General features: G+C 67.1%; 19 protein-coding genes. 1 reads left to right on the plus strand and 18 read right to left on the minus strand.

The genetic code is table 11. The features are described 5' to 3' along the window. Positions 1-55: 55 nt before the first annotated feature. The 17 genes from ABTU82_RS12080 to ABTU82_RS12160 form a co-directional block, all read right to left on the minus strand. Positions 56-1,030 (minus strand): hypothetical protein, encoded by a 975-nt coding sequence (locus ABTU82_RS12080; RefSeq protein ID WP_407173641.1) that lies wholly within the window; start codon positions 1,028-1,030, stop codon positions 56-58. Further along, a complete protein-coding gene (locus tag ABTU82_RS12085) occupies positions 1,027-3,945 on the minus strand; it encodes a phage tail tape measure protein (protein WP_407173642.1) in 2,919 nt (972 codons plus the stop codon). The genes ABTU82_RS12080 and ABTU82_RS12085 overlap by 4 nt, the downstream gene beginning before the upstream one ends. Continuing rightward, on the minus strand, positions 3,848-4,210 hold the full coding sequence (locus ABTU82_RS12090) for a hypothetical protein (protein ID WP_407173643.1): 363 nt from the start codon (positions 4,208-4,210) through the stop codon (positions 3,848-3,850). The genes ABTU82_RS12085 and ABTU82_RS12090 overlap by 98 nt, the downstream gene beginning before the upstream one ends. A gap of 47 nt (positions 4,211-4,257) precedes the next feature. Beyond that, positions 4,258-4,719, minus strand: a complete 462-nt coding sequence (locus tag ABTU82_RS12095; protein WP_407173644.1) for a hypothetical protein — start codon at positions 4,717-4,719, stop codon at positions 4,258-4,260. 19 nt (positions 4,720-4,738) lie between these two features. Then, positions 4,739-5,488 (minus strand): IPT/TIG domain-containing protein, encoded by a 750-nt coding sequence (locus ABTU82_RS12100; protein ID WP_407173645.1) that lies wholly within the window; start codon positions 5,486-5,488, stop codon positions 4,739-4,741. 50 nt (positions 5,489-5,538) lie between these two features. Then, on the minus strand, positions 5,539-5,952 hold the full coding sequence (locus ABTU82_RS12105; RefSeq protein ID WP_407173646.1) for a hypothetical protein: 414 nt from the start codon (positions 5,950-5,952) through the stop codon (positions 5,539-5,541). Next, positions 5,945-6,298, minus strand: a complete 354-nt coding sequence (locus ABTU82_RS12110; protein ID WP_407173647.1) for a hypothetical protein — start codon at positions 6,296-6,298, stop codon at positions 5,945-5,947. The genes ABTU82_RS12105 and ABTU82_RS12110 overlap by 8 nt, the downstream gene beginning before the upstream one ends. A gap of 9 nt (positions 6,299-6,307) precedes the next feature. Continuing rightward, positions 6,308-6,655, minus strand: coding sequence for a hypothetical protein (locus tag ABTU82_RS12115; RefSeq protein WP_407173648.1), 348 nt, complete (start codon positions 6,653-6,655; stop codon positions 6,308-6,310). Between the two features lie 10 nt (positions 6,656-6,665). Next, positions 6,666-7,082, minus strand: a complete 417-nt coding sequence (locus tag ABTU82_RS12120) for a hypothetical protein (protein WP_407173649.1) — start codon at positions 7,080-7,082, stop codon at positions 6,666-6,668. Beyond that, on the minus strand, positions 7,082-7,534 hold the full coding sequence (locus tag ABTU82_RS12125) for a hypothetical protein (protein ID WP_407173650.1): 453 nt from the start codon (positions 7,532-7,534) through the stop codon (positions 7,082-7,084). The genes ABTU82_RS12120 and ABTU82_RS12125 overlap by 1 nt, the downstream gene beginning before the upstream one ends. 80 nt (positions 7,535-7,614) lie before the next feature. Continuing rightward, the gene (locus tag ABTU82_RS12130) at positions 7,615-8,022 is read right to left on the minus strand and encodes a hypothetical protein (RefSeq protein WP_407173651.1); all 408 of its coding nucleotides are present in this window, start codon (positions 8,020-8,022) and stop codon (positions 7,615-7,617) included. Between the two features lie 13 nt (positions 8,023-8,035). Then, positions 8,036-9,037: a major capsid protein gene (locus tag ABTU82_RS12135; RefSeq protein WP_407173652.1), complete on the minus strand. Its 1,002-nt coding sequence runs from the start codon at positions 9,035-9,037 to the stop codon at positions 8,036-8,038. Positions 9,038-9,058: 21 nt separating this feature from the next. Next, complete coding sequence (locus ABTU82_RS12140) at positions 9,059-9,688, minus strand: hypothetical protein (RefSeq protein ID WP_407173653.1); 630 nt, start codon at positions 9,686-9,688, stop codon at positions 9,059-9,061. A 262-nt stretch (positions 9,689-9,950) separates the two neighbouring features. Next, positions 9,951-11,201 carry a phage minor capsid protein gene (locus ABTU82_RS12145; RefSeq protein WP_407173654.1) on the minus strand — a complete coding sequence of 417 codons (1,251 nt, stop codon included), beginning with the start codon at positions 11,199-11,201 and terminating at the stop codon, positions 9,951-9,953. Between the two features lie 125 nt (positions 11,202-11,326). Continuing rightward, positions 11,327-12,910, minus strand: coding sequence for a hypothetical protein (locus tag ABTU82_RS12150; RefSeq protein WP_407173655.1), 1,584 nt, complete (start codon positions 12,908-12,910; stop codon positions 11,327-11,329). A gap of 11 nt (positions 12,911-12,921) precedes the next feature. Then, on the minus strand, positions 12,922-14,211 hold the full coding sequence (locus ABTU82_RS12155; protein ID WP_407173656.1) for a PBSX family phage terminase large subunit: 1,290 nt from the start codon (positions 14,209-14,211) through the stop codon (positions 12,922-12,924). Further along, a complete protein-coding gene (locus ABTU82_RS12160; protein WP_407173657.1) occupies positions 14,198-14,737 on the minus strand; it encodes a hypothetical protein in 540 nt (179 codons plus the stop codon). Before ABTU82_RS12160 ends, ABTU82_RS12155 begins: the two co-directional genes overlap by 14 nt. Before the next feature lie 120 nt (positions 14,738-14,857). On the opposite strand from ABTU82_RS12160, the gene ABTU82_RS12165 reads away from it, so the two are divergent. After that, positions 14,858-15,073, plus strand: a complete 216-nt coding sequence (locus ABTU82_RS12165; protein ID WP_407173658.1) for a hypothetical protein — start codon at positions 14,858-14,860, stop codon at positions 15,071-15,073. A 124-nt stretch (positions 15,074-15,197) separates the two neighbouring features. Here the strand turns inward: ABTU82_RS12165 and ABTU82_RS12170 are convergent, their stop codons facing one another. Then, positions 15,198-15,386 (minus strand): hypothetical protein, encoded by a 189-nt coding sequence (locus tag ABTU82_RS12170; protein ID WP_407173659.1) that lies wholly within the window; start codon positions 15,384-15,386, stop codon positions 15,198-15,200. Between the last annotated feature and the right edge of the window lie 81 nt (positions 15,387-15,467).

Raw genomic sequence — 15,467 nt, forward strand, 5'->3', positions numbered from 1 at the left:
CACCGGCGGCGATCGTCTGTCGGGTTCGCTCGGATGCTTCCCTCACGACGATCTCCTATCCGGCCGCGCCGCTGTACTCCCACGCTGTCGCCCAGTCGCTGTATCGAGGCAGGACAGCGGCAATGCCGGTGTAGGTGCCGCCGAGGGCGGCGGCAAGGTCGGGGTAGGTGAGCGAGGGGACGACTAGCGCGGGGTTGGGTTGGTGCACCTGCTGGAGGGTCGCCCGGAACCGGGAGATGCCGCCCCCGTCGGTGCCGTCGCTGATTCCTACGGTCACGTCGATCTCTTGCAGGTTGGTGACGCGGCCGTAGAAGACTCTCGGCATGAGTCCTGCGTTCGGCGCGCGGATCAGCCAGATCGGCAGTTGAGGGTTGGCCGGGGTTCCAAGCGTTGCCCATACGCGGGCGGCCGCTGCGCGGTCTTCGGCCTCAAAATCGATCTCGAGTGCCTGCACCCCGCTCAGCGGGCCGAAGCCAACGAACAATGGGAGCGAGTTCCCCTCGGTGAAGATCGACTCTCCCGGTGCTTCCCGCACAATGGCCGGCCACGAACCGGACATGTTCCGGACGATGGCGTTGAGGTTCGGGTTGAACGGCTGCTGAATGATGACCTGCTCGGCGGCGAGGTCTGCCCCGAGCGTTGTCGACCCGAGCGGTACGCGCCCGTTGGGTTCACCGTTCGCCGTGCACTCGAGCTCGTAGGCGGACAGTGCGTTGGGAGGTGCGCCGTGGTCCAGCACGCCGAGAGCTCCTGAGTAGGGCCGCTCGACGGCGCCCTGCACCTTGTGCGCGACTCCGTCGACCGTCCTCCATACGGTGATGTGGTCCGTCCCGTCAGGGATGTCGACCACGGTGAGCGCGGATGGCCCACCATCAGCTTCGGTGCCTGTTCCTCCGGGTCCTCCGCCGTCGAGGTTGTCCGCGCCGGCTGATGAGGGGCTGCCCCCGTCGTACACGTCGAGATCGGACAGGCGGATCTCGACGCGGGGGACGGGGGCAAGCTCGGGGTGGGGGATCAGCGAAGCAATCACCGTGACGACTCCCCACCGCTCAGCCCAGTAGCTGACTCTGCTCTCGCTTCGATGATCTGCTCCTGCACGAGGGCGCGCATCGGCTTCCCGTCCACGATCAACGTCATGACGGCACCAGCCAGCGACAGTGACACCGGGCCGCTCGATGGGCTGGACACTGGCGATCCGTTCGCGAACGAGGCTGCCCCAGCAGGGATGTACACGCCGCCGAAGATCGCCGCGGTTTCCGCCATGATCGCTTCCGACCGGGCGCGCTTCGATGGGGCGTGCGGGACATAGGTCTCGCCGCCGGTCTCAGGCTCGGCCCAGACACGCCATGCACCTGCCCGGGCCATCTGCGCAACATGATGCTCACGCACCCCGCCATTCGCGTACGACTCGATCAGGTTGCCGTTCGCGGACCCGAAGCCGAGCTGGTCGGCGAACTGCCGATCTGAGATGGGTTTGCCGTTCGGGTAGGCGACGTTGATGGACACCGTCTTATCCCGGAGCCCGGCGATCGCGTCCTTCATCCGCTGGATGCGCTGCTCGGCATCCGACGTCTCGGCGATGACCTTCCACTCCGTCTCGGAGGGGATGCGGAAGATATCATCGGCAAGTGCGGCGGCTTGGTCGGCGGTGTAGCCAAAATCCTGCGCTCGCTTGATCAAGGCGTCGCGGCTCGCCTCAAGAGTCGCCCGATAGTTCTGCGTGTTGCCGTCCAGCGTGAACTGGTTCTCAGCGGCGATCTCGGCTCGAGCGGCGAGGTCGTTGAGCATGCCGAGGTTGTCTCGACCAGCCTGGGTGCTGGTGTCCAGGGTGAGGGCGTAACCCTCCTGACCCTCCCGCGCCTTCGCGATCGTCTCATCAACATTCGCTAGCGCGTCCAGGTAGGCGATATTCGATGAGATCGCGTCCTGCCCGACACCGTTCGCCTCGTTGATCGTGTCGATGAGAGTGCGGAGATCCGACTCGAGGTCGGCGACGCCTTCGGACGCCGCGAGGTACGCCTCGGCGGCACTCTGCGTGACCGGTACCCCCTCTTCGGTGGCTTCGGTGCTGCCTTCCGTGGCCGCCTTCAGGTCATCGTGGCGACCCTTCGACTTGTCGAGCTGATCAGCCATGTCTCGGACCGTGTTGCGTGCGTTCGACAAGCCGATGTCGAAGCCGCCGGTAGCCGCCGAGGCGTCTACCAGTCGACGGACCATCGTGTCTGCGGCGTCGCCGCCCTCGAACAGTGCGTCGGTCAATTCCTTCTGACCGATGCCCGCCTTCTTCGCCTGCTCGAACACGTCAGCGTCGGCGAGCTTCTTGGCGATCATGGAACGGGTGTTCTCGGTGACGGCACCGGTGGTCTCGTCGAGGGTGTCCGCGAACTCTGCCGTGGCCGCACTCATCTGCGCTTGCCGCGCGATGAACAAGGTGACGACGGTCAGCACTCCGGTGAGTGCGAGGCCGGCCGCCGCGCCCACCATGGCTGTGCGCGTGAAGCTGGCACCTGTGCTGTCCAGCGATGCCTTGAGCTCGATGAGCTTGGCCCGCACCCCGATGGCGCCGCCAGCGAAGAGCAGCATGGCGCCGGCCGCGACCCCGAGGCCCAGCGTGAGCATGTGGACGGGCGCCGGGGCTTCGCCGAAGACGTCGATCACCTGCGTGACGGTCTGGACCATCGTGCGGAGTACGTCGTTGGCGCCTGAGCCGGTGCGGATGAGGGCGGTGTCGAACGCGCCACCGAGCTTCTCGACGTCGCCAGCGAGGTTGTCCTGCCGCATGGCTGCCTGCTCGGCGGCATACCCGGAGTCGTTGACCTTCGCCGTCCACTCTTCAACAGCCTGCGCGCCACCTTCATAGAGCAAGGTCGCGGCATTGAGTGACTCGTTCCCGAAGATTCGACCGAGCGCCGCCAACCGCTCCTGCTCAGTGAGTCCACCGAGGTTGCTCTGAAGCTGGTCAGCGATCCCCGCGAGCGACAGCATGTTGCCGTTGGCGTCGAAAACGCTGATGTTGTACTTCTTGAGCTCGCGGTCGGCTGCTGCGGACGGCGCCTGCAGTCCTGCGAGCACGCCACGGAGCGCGGTTCCCGCCTTCTCTCCGATGACGCCTTGTGTCGCGAAATACGCGATCGTGCCGGCCGTCTCGTCGAGAGACAGACCTACGGAGCCCGCAAGGGGGCCAACGTAGCTCAGCGCGAGGGACAGGTCGTCAACGGAGCCCTGCGCCTTTCCCGCGCCAGCGGCGAGCACGTCAGCCACGTGCGCGGCCTGCTCGGCGGGGAGTCGGAACTGGGTCATGGTGGTCGCCATGATCTCTGCAGACCGGGCAACGGCGAGCTGCCCTGCTGCAGCGAGGCCTAGTGAGGCGTTCAGCGAGCCACCGACGATGTCGGAGACCGACTGGCCCGCCTTTGCGAGCTCCTCCTCGGCTGCCGCCGCCTCGGACGCCGAGTAAGCGGTGTCCGCGCCCGCCTTGAGTGCGGCTTCACCAAGATCGCGCTGCTCGTCCGCAGTCGCCATCGTGGCGGCCGCGGTCTGCGACATGGCCTGGTCGAACTCGGTGAACTTCGCCACCGAAAGCCCGACGAGCGCCGCGACCGCCGTGCCGGCGATGAGGAGGCCGGCGGAAAGCTTCTTCGCGGCCTCGACCTGCCGCTCAGTGGAGGCGGCCTGCTTCTCCTGCTGCTGCGAGGACTGCTGCGACTTCTTGCCGACCTCGTCGGTGGCCTTCGCCTGGTCCTCAAGGGGCTTCTTCGACTCGCGGGCCTTCTTGCCGGTCCGGTCGGTGGCGTTACCCGACTCGTCGACCTGCTTGCCCGCCTCGGCGGCGGCCTTACCGGTCTTCTCAAAGGCGTCCTTCGACTCCCGCTGCTCCTGCTTGAAGAGCTGCGCCCCCACCGTCTGGATCCGGAAGATCAGTGCGCCGGCTTCGAACACGAGCACCCACCGCCTTCCCTAGCCAGGTGCCCTCGATGTCGAGGAGACGGGTGATCGCGGAACGGGTGAAGTGCCAGGAACGGGTGTCGAGCGTGACGTCGAGGTTGGGGATGATGCCCGCTTGCGCGAGGTCGATCTCGATCTCGCCGAACATCTCGGGCAGCACCATCTGCCACAGCTCGAGCGCGGTGATGCTCGACGCAGGGTTGGGTGCTGCCCTGACGCCGGCGGCGGCCTGCGCACGCTGTTCGCGCCACTTCGGTGAGTACACGTACTCGGGGTAGGCGCCGGTCGCGTCTGGCCGCCCGATTCCGATGATCAGTCCGTCGCGGACGCCTTGGGCGATGTCCGCGGGGCCAAGCGCCCCAAACGCGCGGCCAGCGCCCCTGTGGCTTTTAGGGTGCCGGTGAGGCCCCCACCGCCCTCGATGTACTGTCGGACGCCGTCCATGCCGAGCGCGGTCTGCCAGAAGAAAGCGGGCATCAGGATGTCGTTGCCCTCCTCCTGGGAGAGCTCGTTGCCGATGCGGTTGTAGTTCGTCTGCTCTGCCTCGGGGAGCGGTTCCCACACGCCGGTGAGGGCGTTCTGTCGGGCACCGTCGACCGCGATCTGCAGTGCGGCGAGCATGTCGGCGGTGGTGTTCCCGCCCGAGAACTGGAGGTAGGTGTCGGTCATCTGGAGACCGGCACGCCCGGGGAGGGGCCGGATCACGAACGGATCCGGCACCCCCTCAAGCGTGATGTGGAGGTCGCGACCGACTTTGTCAGCGGTGATCGTCATGGTCCCTGCACCAATCCGATCAGGCCGCGGTGTACGGCAGGGCGGTGGATGCCCCTGCGGCGTTGGTGACGACGATGGGGGCGGACCCGCTCACCGTCGCGGGGATCACGATGACGAGCGTGTTGTCGTCCACTACGAGGCGCTCGGCGACGGCCTGCCCGTCGATGGTGACCGTCGTGGTGCCGGTGAGCTTGTACCCGCGAACGACGATCTGATCGCCGGTGGTCTGTCCCGCCGGCGATGCGGACTCGAGGATGGGGACACCGGTGCCTGCGATCGGGGACACGATCTTGTCGACCACGCCATCGTTCGTGAGGCTGAACGTGTACCCGCCCTTGTCGGCGTAACCGGTGTTCAGGTCGGCGACAGCGATCGAGAACTTGCCTTCGAGCGCGGGGAGCCGGTCGTCGAACGCGTCGAACCACTGGAACTCGCGCTTGTTCGCCTCGCCCTCCGCGTACGCGGCGTTGAGGAGGTCGATCAGCCACGCCTGCGCGGCGACGATCATCTTCGTCTCCGGGTCGCGGATCGCCTCGACGTTGAACGAGGGGGCGAAGTTGTAGCCGATGATGTCCTCGGAGGTGCGGCCCTTCGTGCCGTACACCTCGCGGGGGATCGCGATCTTCGCCGGGTTGCCGGCGAGGTTGTTGATGTCGCCGGTGATGTTGACGAACACCCCGTTGATCTTGAGGCGGAGGATCTTCTGGTGTGCGAGCGCGACGGACCCCGCGGAGGGCGCCGTCGTGTTGTAAAGGGTGTGGTCGGCCATTGCCGCCTCCTTTGGGGTTGGGTGGTGTGCCGGCGCTTCCGGCGGGGTTCCTACGGCCGGCGGCCGCGGAAGTAGTAGGTCTCAGCGACGGCGGTGCGTCCCTGGGTGTCTCGTTCGAAGGTGAGCCCGGAGAACCGCCACGACCAGCTGATGCCGAGGAGCGCGGGCGTGTATTCCTTCTGGTCGAGCAGCGCGCGCAGGTCGGATGCCCACTGCCGGACCGTGTTCACGGTGCCGATGCGGCGGGTGTACACCTGGACCCGCCAGATCATGTCTGCGCGGCCCTCAGCGACAGGGTCGAGTGAGGTGAGGAGGGTGAACTCGTTGACGCCGGTGGGCATGATCCCGTCGAGCCGGATGCCTTTCTCGGGGATCGTGCCGGTTGGCTGGTAGACGGCCATCCCGGCGGAGTCGAGCAGCTGCGCGAGCGCACGGTTCAGGACGATCTCGGGGGCGTCAGCCACCACGCACCTGCTTGCGGATGATGTCCCCGATCGGGCCCTTGTTCTGCACGGCCGGGGTCTCCACGTACTTCCCCTGGCGGCCGTTCTGGAAGTTCCGTTCGGGGTGCTCGTGGTGCGTCGCGGCGTACGGGGTGTCGTAGACGACTGCCGATCCCTCATCGGGGGTCGTGGCTCGCTCGACCGTTCCGGATCCGACCAGCGTCCCGAGGTCGAGGGGAGCGAGCGGAGCGGAGAGCGCGAGGAGGTACTCGGCAGCGAGGTTCTCGCCAGTGACCAGGCCCGTGTTGATCTGCTCGGTCGTGCGGTCGACGTTGCTCGTCATGCTGACCTGCGCTCGAACACCCATGGTCGCTCCCTACTCGAGGTACAGCTCGACGTGGTTCGGTGTGCGCGCGTTGTACATACCGAGGGCTGAGTCGATGACCTCGGATGTGCGTTCGCGGGGAGTGCCGGCGAAGATGGTGACCTTCGTGCGAGGCGGGTAGTCGTGCTCGGGGAGCAGCACGACCGTGGCGGTTGATGTGATCTCCTGCCCCGACGTGGGGGAGGTGGACCGCCGGTCGACGCGGAGTCGGGTCTTCTGCTCGGCGTAGCAGGGGATACCGGCGACCGGAGCGCCCCACACGTCGCCCTCCGCGCCGTCACCCTCGAACGGGGTGACCGTCGCGGTCTGCGGCAGGTGTTGACGGCGGAGGCGAGGCATGGCGGCCTCCTCAGTGGTAGACGGCGGTGCCGATCAGGCCAGCGTTCGTGAGGATGTCGATGGCCTTGTCGCCGATGCGCTGCGCGAGCTTCTCCCGGGCGGTGGACCCGTCCTTGCCGCTCGACGTGGTGCCGAGGGACACGGACAGGATGCTGACGGCGCCCTGGTGAGACTCGACGCCGCGGGGGTCGCCGGTGTCCTGCCAGTGCTCGACGATCGCGCACACGGCTTCGGCGAACGCATCCGAGGTGTCCGCGTCGGTGGCGTACCCGTCCGTGTCCACGTCGTACACAGCCATGCGGGTGAGCTTCTCGACCTCGATCGACGCGGCACGCAGCCGCTTCGGGAGCAGCCCTTCGTCCCCGTCCCACGGCTCGTCGGCGAGCTCGTCGTACTGCGCCGGGGTGGCGTAGACACGCTGCGGCATCAGGACTCCGGGGCGGGAGGTTCGGAGGCGTCGACCCCAGCCGAGATCTCGGCGATGATCTCCTGGTTGTGAAGGCGACCGGGGCCGACGGGGATATAGGTTTCGCCCACGCCCTCCGGCTCGGCGAACGCGGCGACCGGTGCGGGCACTGCGTCACCTGCGCCCAGAACGGGGATGCCGGGCGCGTTGTGCAGAGCGTCGATCATCTGAGCCTTGGTGGCCTTGGCCGGCAGTTCGACGTTCTCCGTGGCGGCGATGTAGGAAAGCTCGGCCTTCGTGAGGTCTTCGAGCTTGACGCCCTCGATCTCCTCAAAGATCGTTGCGCCGTGCTGGGTGAGGGCGAGTTCGCGCTCGGGGTGCAGGGAGTCCACGTGGGCGACACCGTCGATGAAGTCGACGCCCAGGAACTCCTGCCGGCCGAGGGCCGGGGCGGGGTGGGTGATGCGCAGCATGGTTGCTCCCTGGAAAAGTGGTGGGGTTGGTGACCCCGTCGCGGCGGTTGTAGAACACGCCGCGACGGGGTCCGGTGCAGCTACTTGACCGGCAGGTCTGCCTGGTCCTTGATCTCGTTGTCCTTCGGGTCGGTGCTGTCGTTGACGAGCGCCTGGCCTTCGGGGGTGGTGACGCCCTTGTAGGGGGTGCCGCCGGGCTGGATTGCGGCCCAGATCTCGTCCTTCGTCTTCACGTTGGCTTCGATGCTGATGCCGCGGTCCTTCGCGAACGCGAGCAGCTGGGGCTTCGTCCACTTGTCGGACGGGTCACCCAGGGGGTAGTCCCGCTCGACGTCGTCGGACACGTCGCCGCCGACCTCGTACCCCTGACGTTCGAAGTACGCGATGGCGCCTTCGTTGTCGGTGGTGCCGGTGCCGTCGACGAACTGCACGCCTGCGACGATGCCGTTGAACCCCTCGACGGGGGTCTTGATGGTCTTCTTCGCCATGATGGGCAGCTCCTTACTGGACTCGGATGTTGCGGAGGACGGCGGCTGCCTTGGTCGCCTTGAGCGCGACCGCGACGGGGCCGAGTTCGACCTCGCCCTTCTTCACAGCACCGGCCGTGGAGAAGTCGGGGAGCCAGGTCTGTGCGATCTGGCCGCCGGCGGTGGAGACGCCGTGGAACCCGTCGAGGCCGATGCGCACCGCATAGAGGTCCGTCAGCCCCGTCGTGGAGACGGTCGCGACGGTACGGGTGACGATCGGGATGATCGGGTTGTTGGTGCCGGGCTTGGCGCCCGGGTCCATGAACACGATGTCGCCGTACTGCTCGCGGACGATCGGTCGACCGTTGGGGCCGGCGAGGTTCTCGAGCGGGGAACGGACGTACATGTCTGCTCGGCGGGCTGCGGCGCGGACCTTGGCGAGAGCCTTGGCGTTGCCGAAGATCACCGTGGGAGCGCCGTCGAGCGCCGACAGGAACTCGTCGATCGCGTCGAGCGCGGCGTGCTGCGAGTCCGCGGACGCGAAGCTGCGCCAGTCGGTGACCGCGCCGGTGCCGAGCTCCGTGGTGGAGCCGGTGAGTGCCTTGTCGAGGCCATCGAAGCCGTTCGCGTCCGTGGCGACGTCACCGTTGATGACGGCGTCCTGGAACTTCGTGACGGTCGACTTGATGGTCTGCGCGAGGTTGAGCGCGACGGAGCCGGAGGCGGCGGGGCCGACCTTCGCCAGGACGCGGTCGACCTCGAACGAACCACCGAGCGGCGCGAGTGTCACGTTGACCTTGGTCGTGGTGACGTGCTCGGGCGTGTACTCGGTGTTGTAGGCGCGGAACGCGGCCGAGCGCTGCGTAGCGAGGCGACGGTAGCCGTACTCCAGGGTGGCTCCGCCACCGACCGGGTTCACGGCGTCGTCGAAGATCAGGTTGTCGAGGATCGCGGACTCCTTGCGGAACTCGTCGATCACCGCGACGTCCAGATCCTGGACGGCGTTGTTCTTCGCCTCATTGAGGGTTACGGGCATGATTCATCTCCTTCGAGGGAGTCAGCCTCCGAAGTGCGCCTTGACGGCGCCTTCGAGGGTGGGGGTGGTGGTGGGTGGCTGTCCGCCTCGGTGTCCTCCGCCGCTTGCGGGGGGCAGTGTCGGTCCAGCCTTGAACGCCGAGTTCCTCTCGAGCGCGTCTGTGATCGCCGTCTTGACGTCTTCCTCGTTGGCGAGGTCGACGGTGGCGAAGGTCTTCATGAAGCTGCTCGAGTCGAGCAGGAGGTCCGCGTTCGCGCCGTACTTGCCGGCGGTGCGGAGGAGGTGGTTCTCACGGGCGAGGCCCTCGCGCGCCGCCTTGTCTGCGGAGCTTTCCGACGCGGCAGCGTCACGCTCTTGCTGCGCCTTCTCGGCGGCGAGGCGGTGGTTCTTCGCTTCCTCGCGGAGCTCGCGAACGTACTCATCAGGGTCGCCGCGGTAGGCGATGGGCTGGGCTGCCGGTGCGGCAGGCGCCGCGGGCGCGGCGGGTGCCGTCGGCTGAGGTGCCGCCGGGGGAGGCGTGGGTGCCGGTGCGGCGGGCGCCGGGGGTTCGGTGCCGCCTGCGCCGCCCTGCTCGCCGTCGAGGTAGCGGAGGAAGGGCCGGTGGTATGCGGGCGGGAACTGTGCGCCGAGGGCGCGGGGCTTCTGGGACATGCTGGTGAGCCTCCTGCTCGTGGTGTCTCCCACCCCTGCGGTGGAAGAAAAAGGGGCCGTGCCGCTGCAGTGCAGGGCCCACAGCGGCACGGGGTAGGTGAGAGCCGGGCGACACGAGACATGTCCCCACCGGTCGCGGCGTTGTGGGCGCGCCGATGGTGTCGGCCATTCCCAGTGCGCGCTGGCTTAGTACGTGGGCCGGTCCATCCCGGATCGGGCCGCACGGCTCTCGGCTTATAACCGCTGGATATCAGCGGTGGGCTTATCGACCGTCAGCGAATCCGAGCTGCTCCCGGTAGTACTGACGGGAACGCCCGGTGTCCTTCGTGAACGAGCGGAGATCGCGCTGCGCGTCAGCCACTTCGGAGGCGGCGCGCCGGCGGTCGGTGTCGTTCATCGCGGACACCTCGCGGCGTCGAGCCGATCGCACCTCGCGTTCAAGGCGCCGCTGCTCCTGCCGTTCCTCGTCCGCCTTCTGGTCGTACTGGAAGTCCGCCTGCGGGACAGTGAGGCCGGGGAGGTAGGCGACGACCTTGTCCCGGCAGTTCGGGTGACCCCATCCGTCGGCGCGGGCCTGGTCGATGGTGCCGTGGATCTGCACCGTCACCGACCGGTCATCAGTCGCGTGGGGGAGAACGACCTCACCGGTTGTCCCGTCGAGAGAGATGATCTTCCCGATCCAGGGGGCGCACCGTTTGCACGCGTCGAGGGACCCGACGATCGTGCCGAGATTCACCCCGGACAGGCCCATGCGGTAGATCCCGGCGTCGTTGTACGCGCGGGCGACCGACGTGCGGCCCGCCATCTCCGCGTACGCGCCGATCGTCCACCGACGACCCGACCGGTCCGTGAACCCCGGGATGCCCTCGGCGAGGAACCGTTGCACAGTCCGCGCCTGCTGCACCCGGGATGTCGTCACACCGAGGAGCGTGTTCGGGGACTCCATGGCGACGATCCGCTGGTACGCGTCCCGAGGGTATCGGGTGATCCGCTGGGCGAGGTTCTCAAGCCGGTTCTCCAGGGACACGGCGACCATGCCGACCGCCTGTGAGGCTGTCGCGGTGAGCGTAGTCGTCGACACGGCCGCGCCGCCACCGATGAACGGCAGCTGCGCGACACCCGTCTCCGCCCGCCCCGCGAGCCCCAGGTAGGCGGCCGCGGCGGCTTCACCCTCGGTCGCCGCGATGTAGATCATCCGGGCGGCCATGTCCTCCGACCGAAGCCGGGAAGCGATGGCAACCGCGATCGCCTGCAGCTCCCGCAGCGAGCGGGCCCGGTGAGCGGAGAGCTCAGCGAGGATCCGGTTCTGCCGGCGACGCTCCTCGACGGTCAGCCCGCCAGCCGCGGTGTCACCCTGCATCTGCCCGGACAGTTCGATGTCACGGGCCGCGCGGATGGCGACCTCACGGATCAGCTCATCCTCGGCTTCCCGGTACCGGTCCGCGATCTCGCGGGCGAGATCCTCGACGATGTCCTCGAGCGAACGCTCTGGATCCGGTGTGAAGAGAGCCACTGGTCACGCCTGAGCAGAGGCGACGAATGTGTGGCGGACGCCACACGTGCAGGTCGTCTCACCGACGAGGCGGATCCGAAGGGTCTCACCGCATCCTTGGCAGTGCACTTCGACGGTGTCAGGCATCAGGCACCGTCCTCGTCGTCTGCGTTCTCGTTCGTGAAGGTGTTCGGGTCGACCTCGGGGCCGAGCCCGCGTTCCTCACGGATATTGCCGACCTCGACCAGGATGGCCTGCTCGTCGAGGTCGGGGTTCGCGCGCTTCACCTTCGAGTACGTGGAGATCGCGCCGGCCGCGTCGAGCAGGCTCAGCGTGCGGGCCAGCTTCTCCGGGTCCTCTTGCGACACGTCCGGGAACGTGACCGTGGGCTGCTCGAACCGCCCGCCGCCCTTCCCGGGGAAGAGGAGGCCGTCGAGCTCGAGCGCGACCGAAGCCTGACGGGAGATCGCCGCCTTGTCGTACAGGATCTTCTTGTCCCGGGTGCGCTCGGACGCCTTGTTGCGGTCGTCGACCTCCGTCGCGGTCTGCTGAGACTGCGACCCCGAGTAGTCGCCCCACGCGGACTGCGAGTAGCCGGCGGCGCGGAGGATCTCCCGGTAGAGGCCGAACGCTGTGCGCTCGTGCTCCTCGACACGGATGTCGAACTGCACCTTGTCGATCGTGGGCTTCGTCGGGTCACCGGGAGTGTTGAGCCCGGCGAACGCTTCACGTCCCATGTCGAACGTGCCGCCCATGCCGGGGCCCATGAAGTCGAGCACCGCGTCAGGGACGAGGATGCGACCGGCGCCAAGCTTGAGGTCACGCATCCACGAGGAGAACGTTTCGTCGAGCGCGTCGAACAGGGGGTGCAGGCCAGCGAAGTCGGAGCGGCCCGTGTGAGCGAGGACACCCTTCTTCCGCCATGCTCGGGTCGGCATGTTCGGGTTGTACGACACCGTCAATCGGTCGAGACCCGTGACGATGAGGGAATCCGGGTCGACCAGGGCGGCATACGACTCGGTCTCCGGGTGCTCCTGCAGCGGGACCCGCTTGCCGAGGTTCGATTCCGTACCGCGGAACAGGGCATGCTCGATCGCACCGACCGAGTGGTGCTCGATGTGCCGGTACTTGACCTGCCCACCGGACCCGGACTCGTACTCGGTCCACATCGTGCACTCGACCATGACCCCGTTGCGGAACACGGGGATCACGACGTCAGCGGCGGACACCTGCAGCCATACGTGATCGGCGACGCTCATGTCCCACGTGGAGGTGATGACGGTCGCGCCGAGCGCGGCCTTCAGCTCACCCATCGTGTTGTATGTGGCGTGCGCGTCCTCGCTGTTCGCGATGAGGTCGAGGCGGGTCTGCGCCTTCTTCGCGGCACGCAGATCCTGCGCGAGCTTCACCTCAGGGGGCTCAGCGAAGATCAGGTCCGACGACAGGGTGGCGAGGTCGGCGGCGGCCGGCACGTGGATGCGGGTGCGGTTCTCACCGAAGGGGACAGGGCGCCCCCAGAACATGCGGGACGCGGCACCGACGACACCGCCACGCATGGCCTGCCCGTTGCGCACATAGTCCGCGGTGCGCTGCGCCTGCTGCTCCTTGCGGTAGATCCGCTCGAGCGCGTCCGTGTCGCCGAGGTACCAGGCTTCGTTCTCCCGGTACACGCGGTATGCGAAGTCCCACGGTGCGGGCGGCCACGCGGTGTCCTGAGCGGGGATCGGCATGCGTACCCCTTTCAGGCTGCGGTGAGCTGCGGTTTCCAGTAGTTCGCGGTCGAGTGGGTGATGTACCGGCCGGCGTCGAGGGAGTGGTCGTTCTCTTTCACGACCTCGTCGTCACCGTTGTCGGTGGCTTTCGCGTCCCATCGGTACTCGGTGACTTCTTCCATCCACCCAGTGCAGCGGTCGGTGGCGATCAGCTGGTCGTTGCCGAGAAGGTTCGCGACCGTCTTGATCCCAGGCAGCACGTCATTCACCGCAGGCCACGGGGACAGCCCGGTGCCGCGCAGATCCTGGTGCAGCTGCATGTGCATCGACGCCGCAGCAGGATCGAGCATGAGGAAGCGGGGGCGGATGGTCAGCGGGTACGGGGTGTGATCCTGGGGGAGCCACGCCCTAAACCGGGACGACAGCGCCGAGTCAGTGAGGCGGATGTCGCCGTGCTCGGACGGGTTGTACGTCCACTCGTCCATCAGCACCATGCGGGGCTTTCGCTCCAGCGTGATGCCGAGCATGAGCGCCGCGGTGGTGTTCGTCGTGCCGTAGTCCATCCCGATGCCCATGACGTCGCGCAGAGGCGGCAGGTCAGCGAACGGGATGACGTGGCGGGCCGGATCCCACATCGGGTAGACAGCGCCCTCAGCGTTCGTCCACTCGCCCTTGATCATCCGGTCGTAGAACACCCCGGAGAACGACGCCTCCATGTCGGCGATGTACTCAGCCGACAGGTTCGGGTTGTCCTTCATCGTGAAGTGGAAGCTGATGAGGTTCTTCGCGGCGCCCGGGACGATCCAGTTCTTCCGGATCCAATGGTTCCGCGAAGCAGGGTTCATCGTCGCGAGGAGACGTGCACCGTCAACACGGAGACGGGAGATCAGCATGTTCCAGAACGCCTCGGGCATCAGCGCCGCCTCATCGACGTACGCGAGCGCCACAGTGGCACCCTGGATGCGCCCGACCGCCTTCGCGTCCTTCGCGCCCACCAGCAGCACTTCACGGCCCAGGATGCGGGCTGACGTCGCACCAGGCGTGTACTCGATCTGCGACGAGATCACCGACCCGAAGATCGCCGTGTTCTGGAACAGCACGAACACGTTCTGGTAGATCGTCTGCAGCGAACCGCCGGCGATGATGATGATCCCCGTGCGGGGGGCGACGACCACAGCGAGGAGGAACGCGAAGAGCGAGGCGACCGTCTTACCGGCCGACACCGACCCATACCAGAGCGCCAGCTTCTTCGACATCGCATCCACGATGCTGAGGATCTGAGCTCGCGACACGAGCCGCTCCACGTCACTGAGGTTCATCGGCACTCTCTGCGCGGTACGTGGCCGCCGCAGCCCGGAAGCCATCAGCGATCCGGTCAAGGACACCAACAGCCTGGTCGAGGCCACCACTGTCGCGCTCCACGATGCGGGTCAGCTTGTCGAACGCGATACCCGCAGAACGCATCACCGTGTTCCGCTCGTCCATCGGAGCCGAGTCGAGCAGGTGCGAGTGAATCTCCCCGTCCATGCCGCCGAACGAGTAGACCATGTACGGGGCGTTGATCAGGTCGAGCTGCTCGCGAACCTCCGCGACCATCTCCTTCGCGAGAAGCATGCGCTCCTCAGCGAGATCGATCGAGTGCGCGCGGACGGCTGTCTCGGTCTGTGCGCGGTCGAACGAGAGGCCAGCCTCGGCGCAGATGCGGGTGACCGTCTCGCCGGCGACCTTGAACTCGCGGGCGATGCTGTTGCGGCTTCGTTTCCCGTCGCGTGCGGCGTCTTGGATGAGCGCGCGCGTTTGGTCGTCGACTGGTCGATGTGCTTTGCGGACGCGTTGAGTCGCCATGTCGGTTCACCTCGCTTGGGCCTCTTGCCCGTTGCGGTTCGGCTGTGCCGAGGTCGTGTGTCGGTGGGTGGTCGTAGGATTGGGACCCCATGCGCGGCGCTGGGGGGAGACAGGAGTCGCATGGATGAGAAGACGGTACGACTGCACTACGGCGGCGAGGTTTACGCACTCCCGGAGAGCCAGGCGGATTTCCTGGATGAGTATTCGGGTGAGGCTGGCTTGATCAAGCTGAATCTCGGAGCGGGGAAGTGGCTGACGATTGCTGTCGGTCCTGGGATCCCTGTGCTCATCGAGGAGTCACCTCGGCGCGCAGCGCGGGTGGCGAACATTCTCTGACCCGACAGCGAAGCCCCGGTCTCCTCTGGTGAGGGCCGGGGCTTCGGTCTGGGCGGAGTGCTCCACCATCTGCGATCTATCGTTGCGGCTTTCGCGAATTTGCGCACGCTGAACGGGCGGGTGGTCAGCGGCGTGTCGGGACTCCCTTCGGACGGCCCCGCTTGACCTCCGTCTCGATGCGGACGACTGCCTTCGACAGCACCTCCGTGACACCGTGAGCGTTCACTCTGGTGGCGAGGCGGCCGGCGTCGATCCACCGGTAGATCTGCGAAGCGTGACGGCCTGCGAGCAGGGAGGCTTCGCGAATTGTCACCCACTCCTTCACGGCACCTCCTGGGGCGATTCGGTCGAACAGGGCACTGACTTACGCGAGGACATAAGAAGCCTTTCCGCA

Origin of the sequence: Microbacterium deferens, from assembly GCF_045517775.1 — a bacterium.
GTDB lineage: Bacteria > Actinomycetota > Actinomycetes > Actinomycetales > Microbacteriaceae > Microbacterium.

Excerpts from the sequence above, each read along its gene's own strand:
- ABTU82_RS12125 (WP_407173650.1), bottom strand. The coding sequence starts at position 7,534 with ATGCTGCGCATCACCCACCCCGCCCCGGCCCTCGGCCGGCAGGAGTTC.
- ABTU82_RS12150 (WP_407173655.1), bottom strand. The coding sequence starts at position 12,910 with ATGCCGATCCCCGCTCAGGACACCGCGTGGCCGCCCGCACCGTGGGAC.
- ABTU82_RS12165 (WP_407173658.1), top strand. The coding sequence starts at position 14,858 with ATGGATGAGAAGACGGTACGACTGCACTACGGCGGCGAGGTTTACGCA.
- ABTU82_RS12155 (WP_407173656.1), bottom strand. The coding sequence starts at position 14,211 with ATGAACCTCAGTGACGTGGAGCGGCTCGTGTCGCGAGCTCAGATCCTC.
- ABTU82_RS12135 (WP_407173652.1), bottom strand. The coding sequence starts at position 9,037 with ATGCCCGTAACCCTCAATGAGGCGAAGAACAACGCCGTCCAGGATCTG.
- ABTU82_RS12100 (WP_407173645.1), bottom strand. The coding sequence starts at position 5,488 with ATGGCCGACCACACCCTTTACAACACGACGGCGCCCTCCGCGGGGTCC.
- ABTU82_RS12160 (WP_407173657.1), bottom strand. The coding sequence starts at position 14,737 with ATGGCGACTCAACGCGTCCGCAAAGCACATCGACCAGTCGACGACCAA.
- ABTU82_RS12110 (WP_407173647.1), bottom strand. The coding sequence starts at position 6,298 with ATGGGTGTTCGAGCGCAGGTCAGCATGACGAGCAACGTCGACCGCACG.
- ABTU82_RS12095 (WP_407173644.1), bottom strand. The coding sequence starts at position 4,719 with ATGACGATCACCGCTGACAAAGTCGGTCGCGACCTCCACATCACGCTT.
- ABTU82_RS12130 (WP_407173651.1), bottom strand. The coding sequence starts at position 8,022 with ATGGCGAAGAAGACCATCAAGACCCCCGTCGAGGGGTTCAACGGCATC.
- ABTU82_RS12115 (WP_407173648.1), bottom strand. The coding sequence starts at position 6,655 with ATGCCTCGCCTCCGCCGTCAACACCTGCCGCAGACCGCGACGGTCACC.
- ABTU82_RS12120 (WP_407173649.1), bottom strand. The coding sequence starts at position 7,082 with ATGCCGCAGCGTGTCTACGCCACCCCGGCGCAGTACGACGAGCTCGCC.
- ABTU82_RS12140 (WP_407173653.1), bottom strand. The coding sequence starts at position 9,688 with ATGTCCCAGAAGCCCCGCGCCCTCGGCGCACAGTTCCCGCCCGCATAC.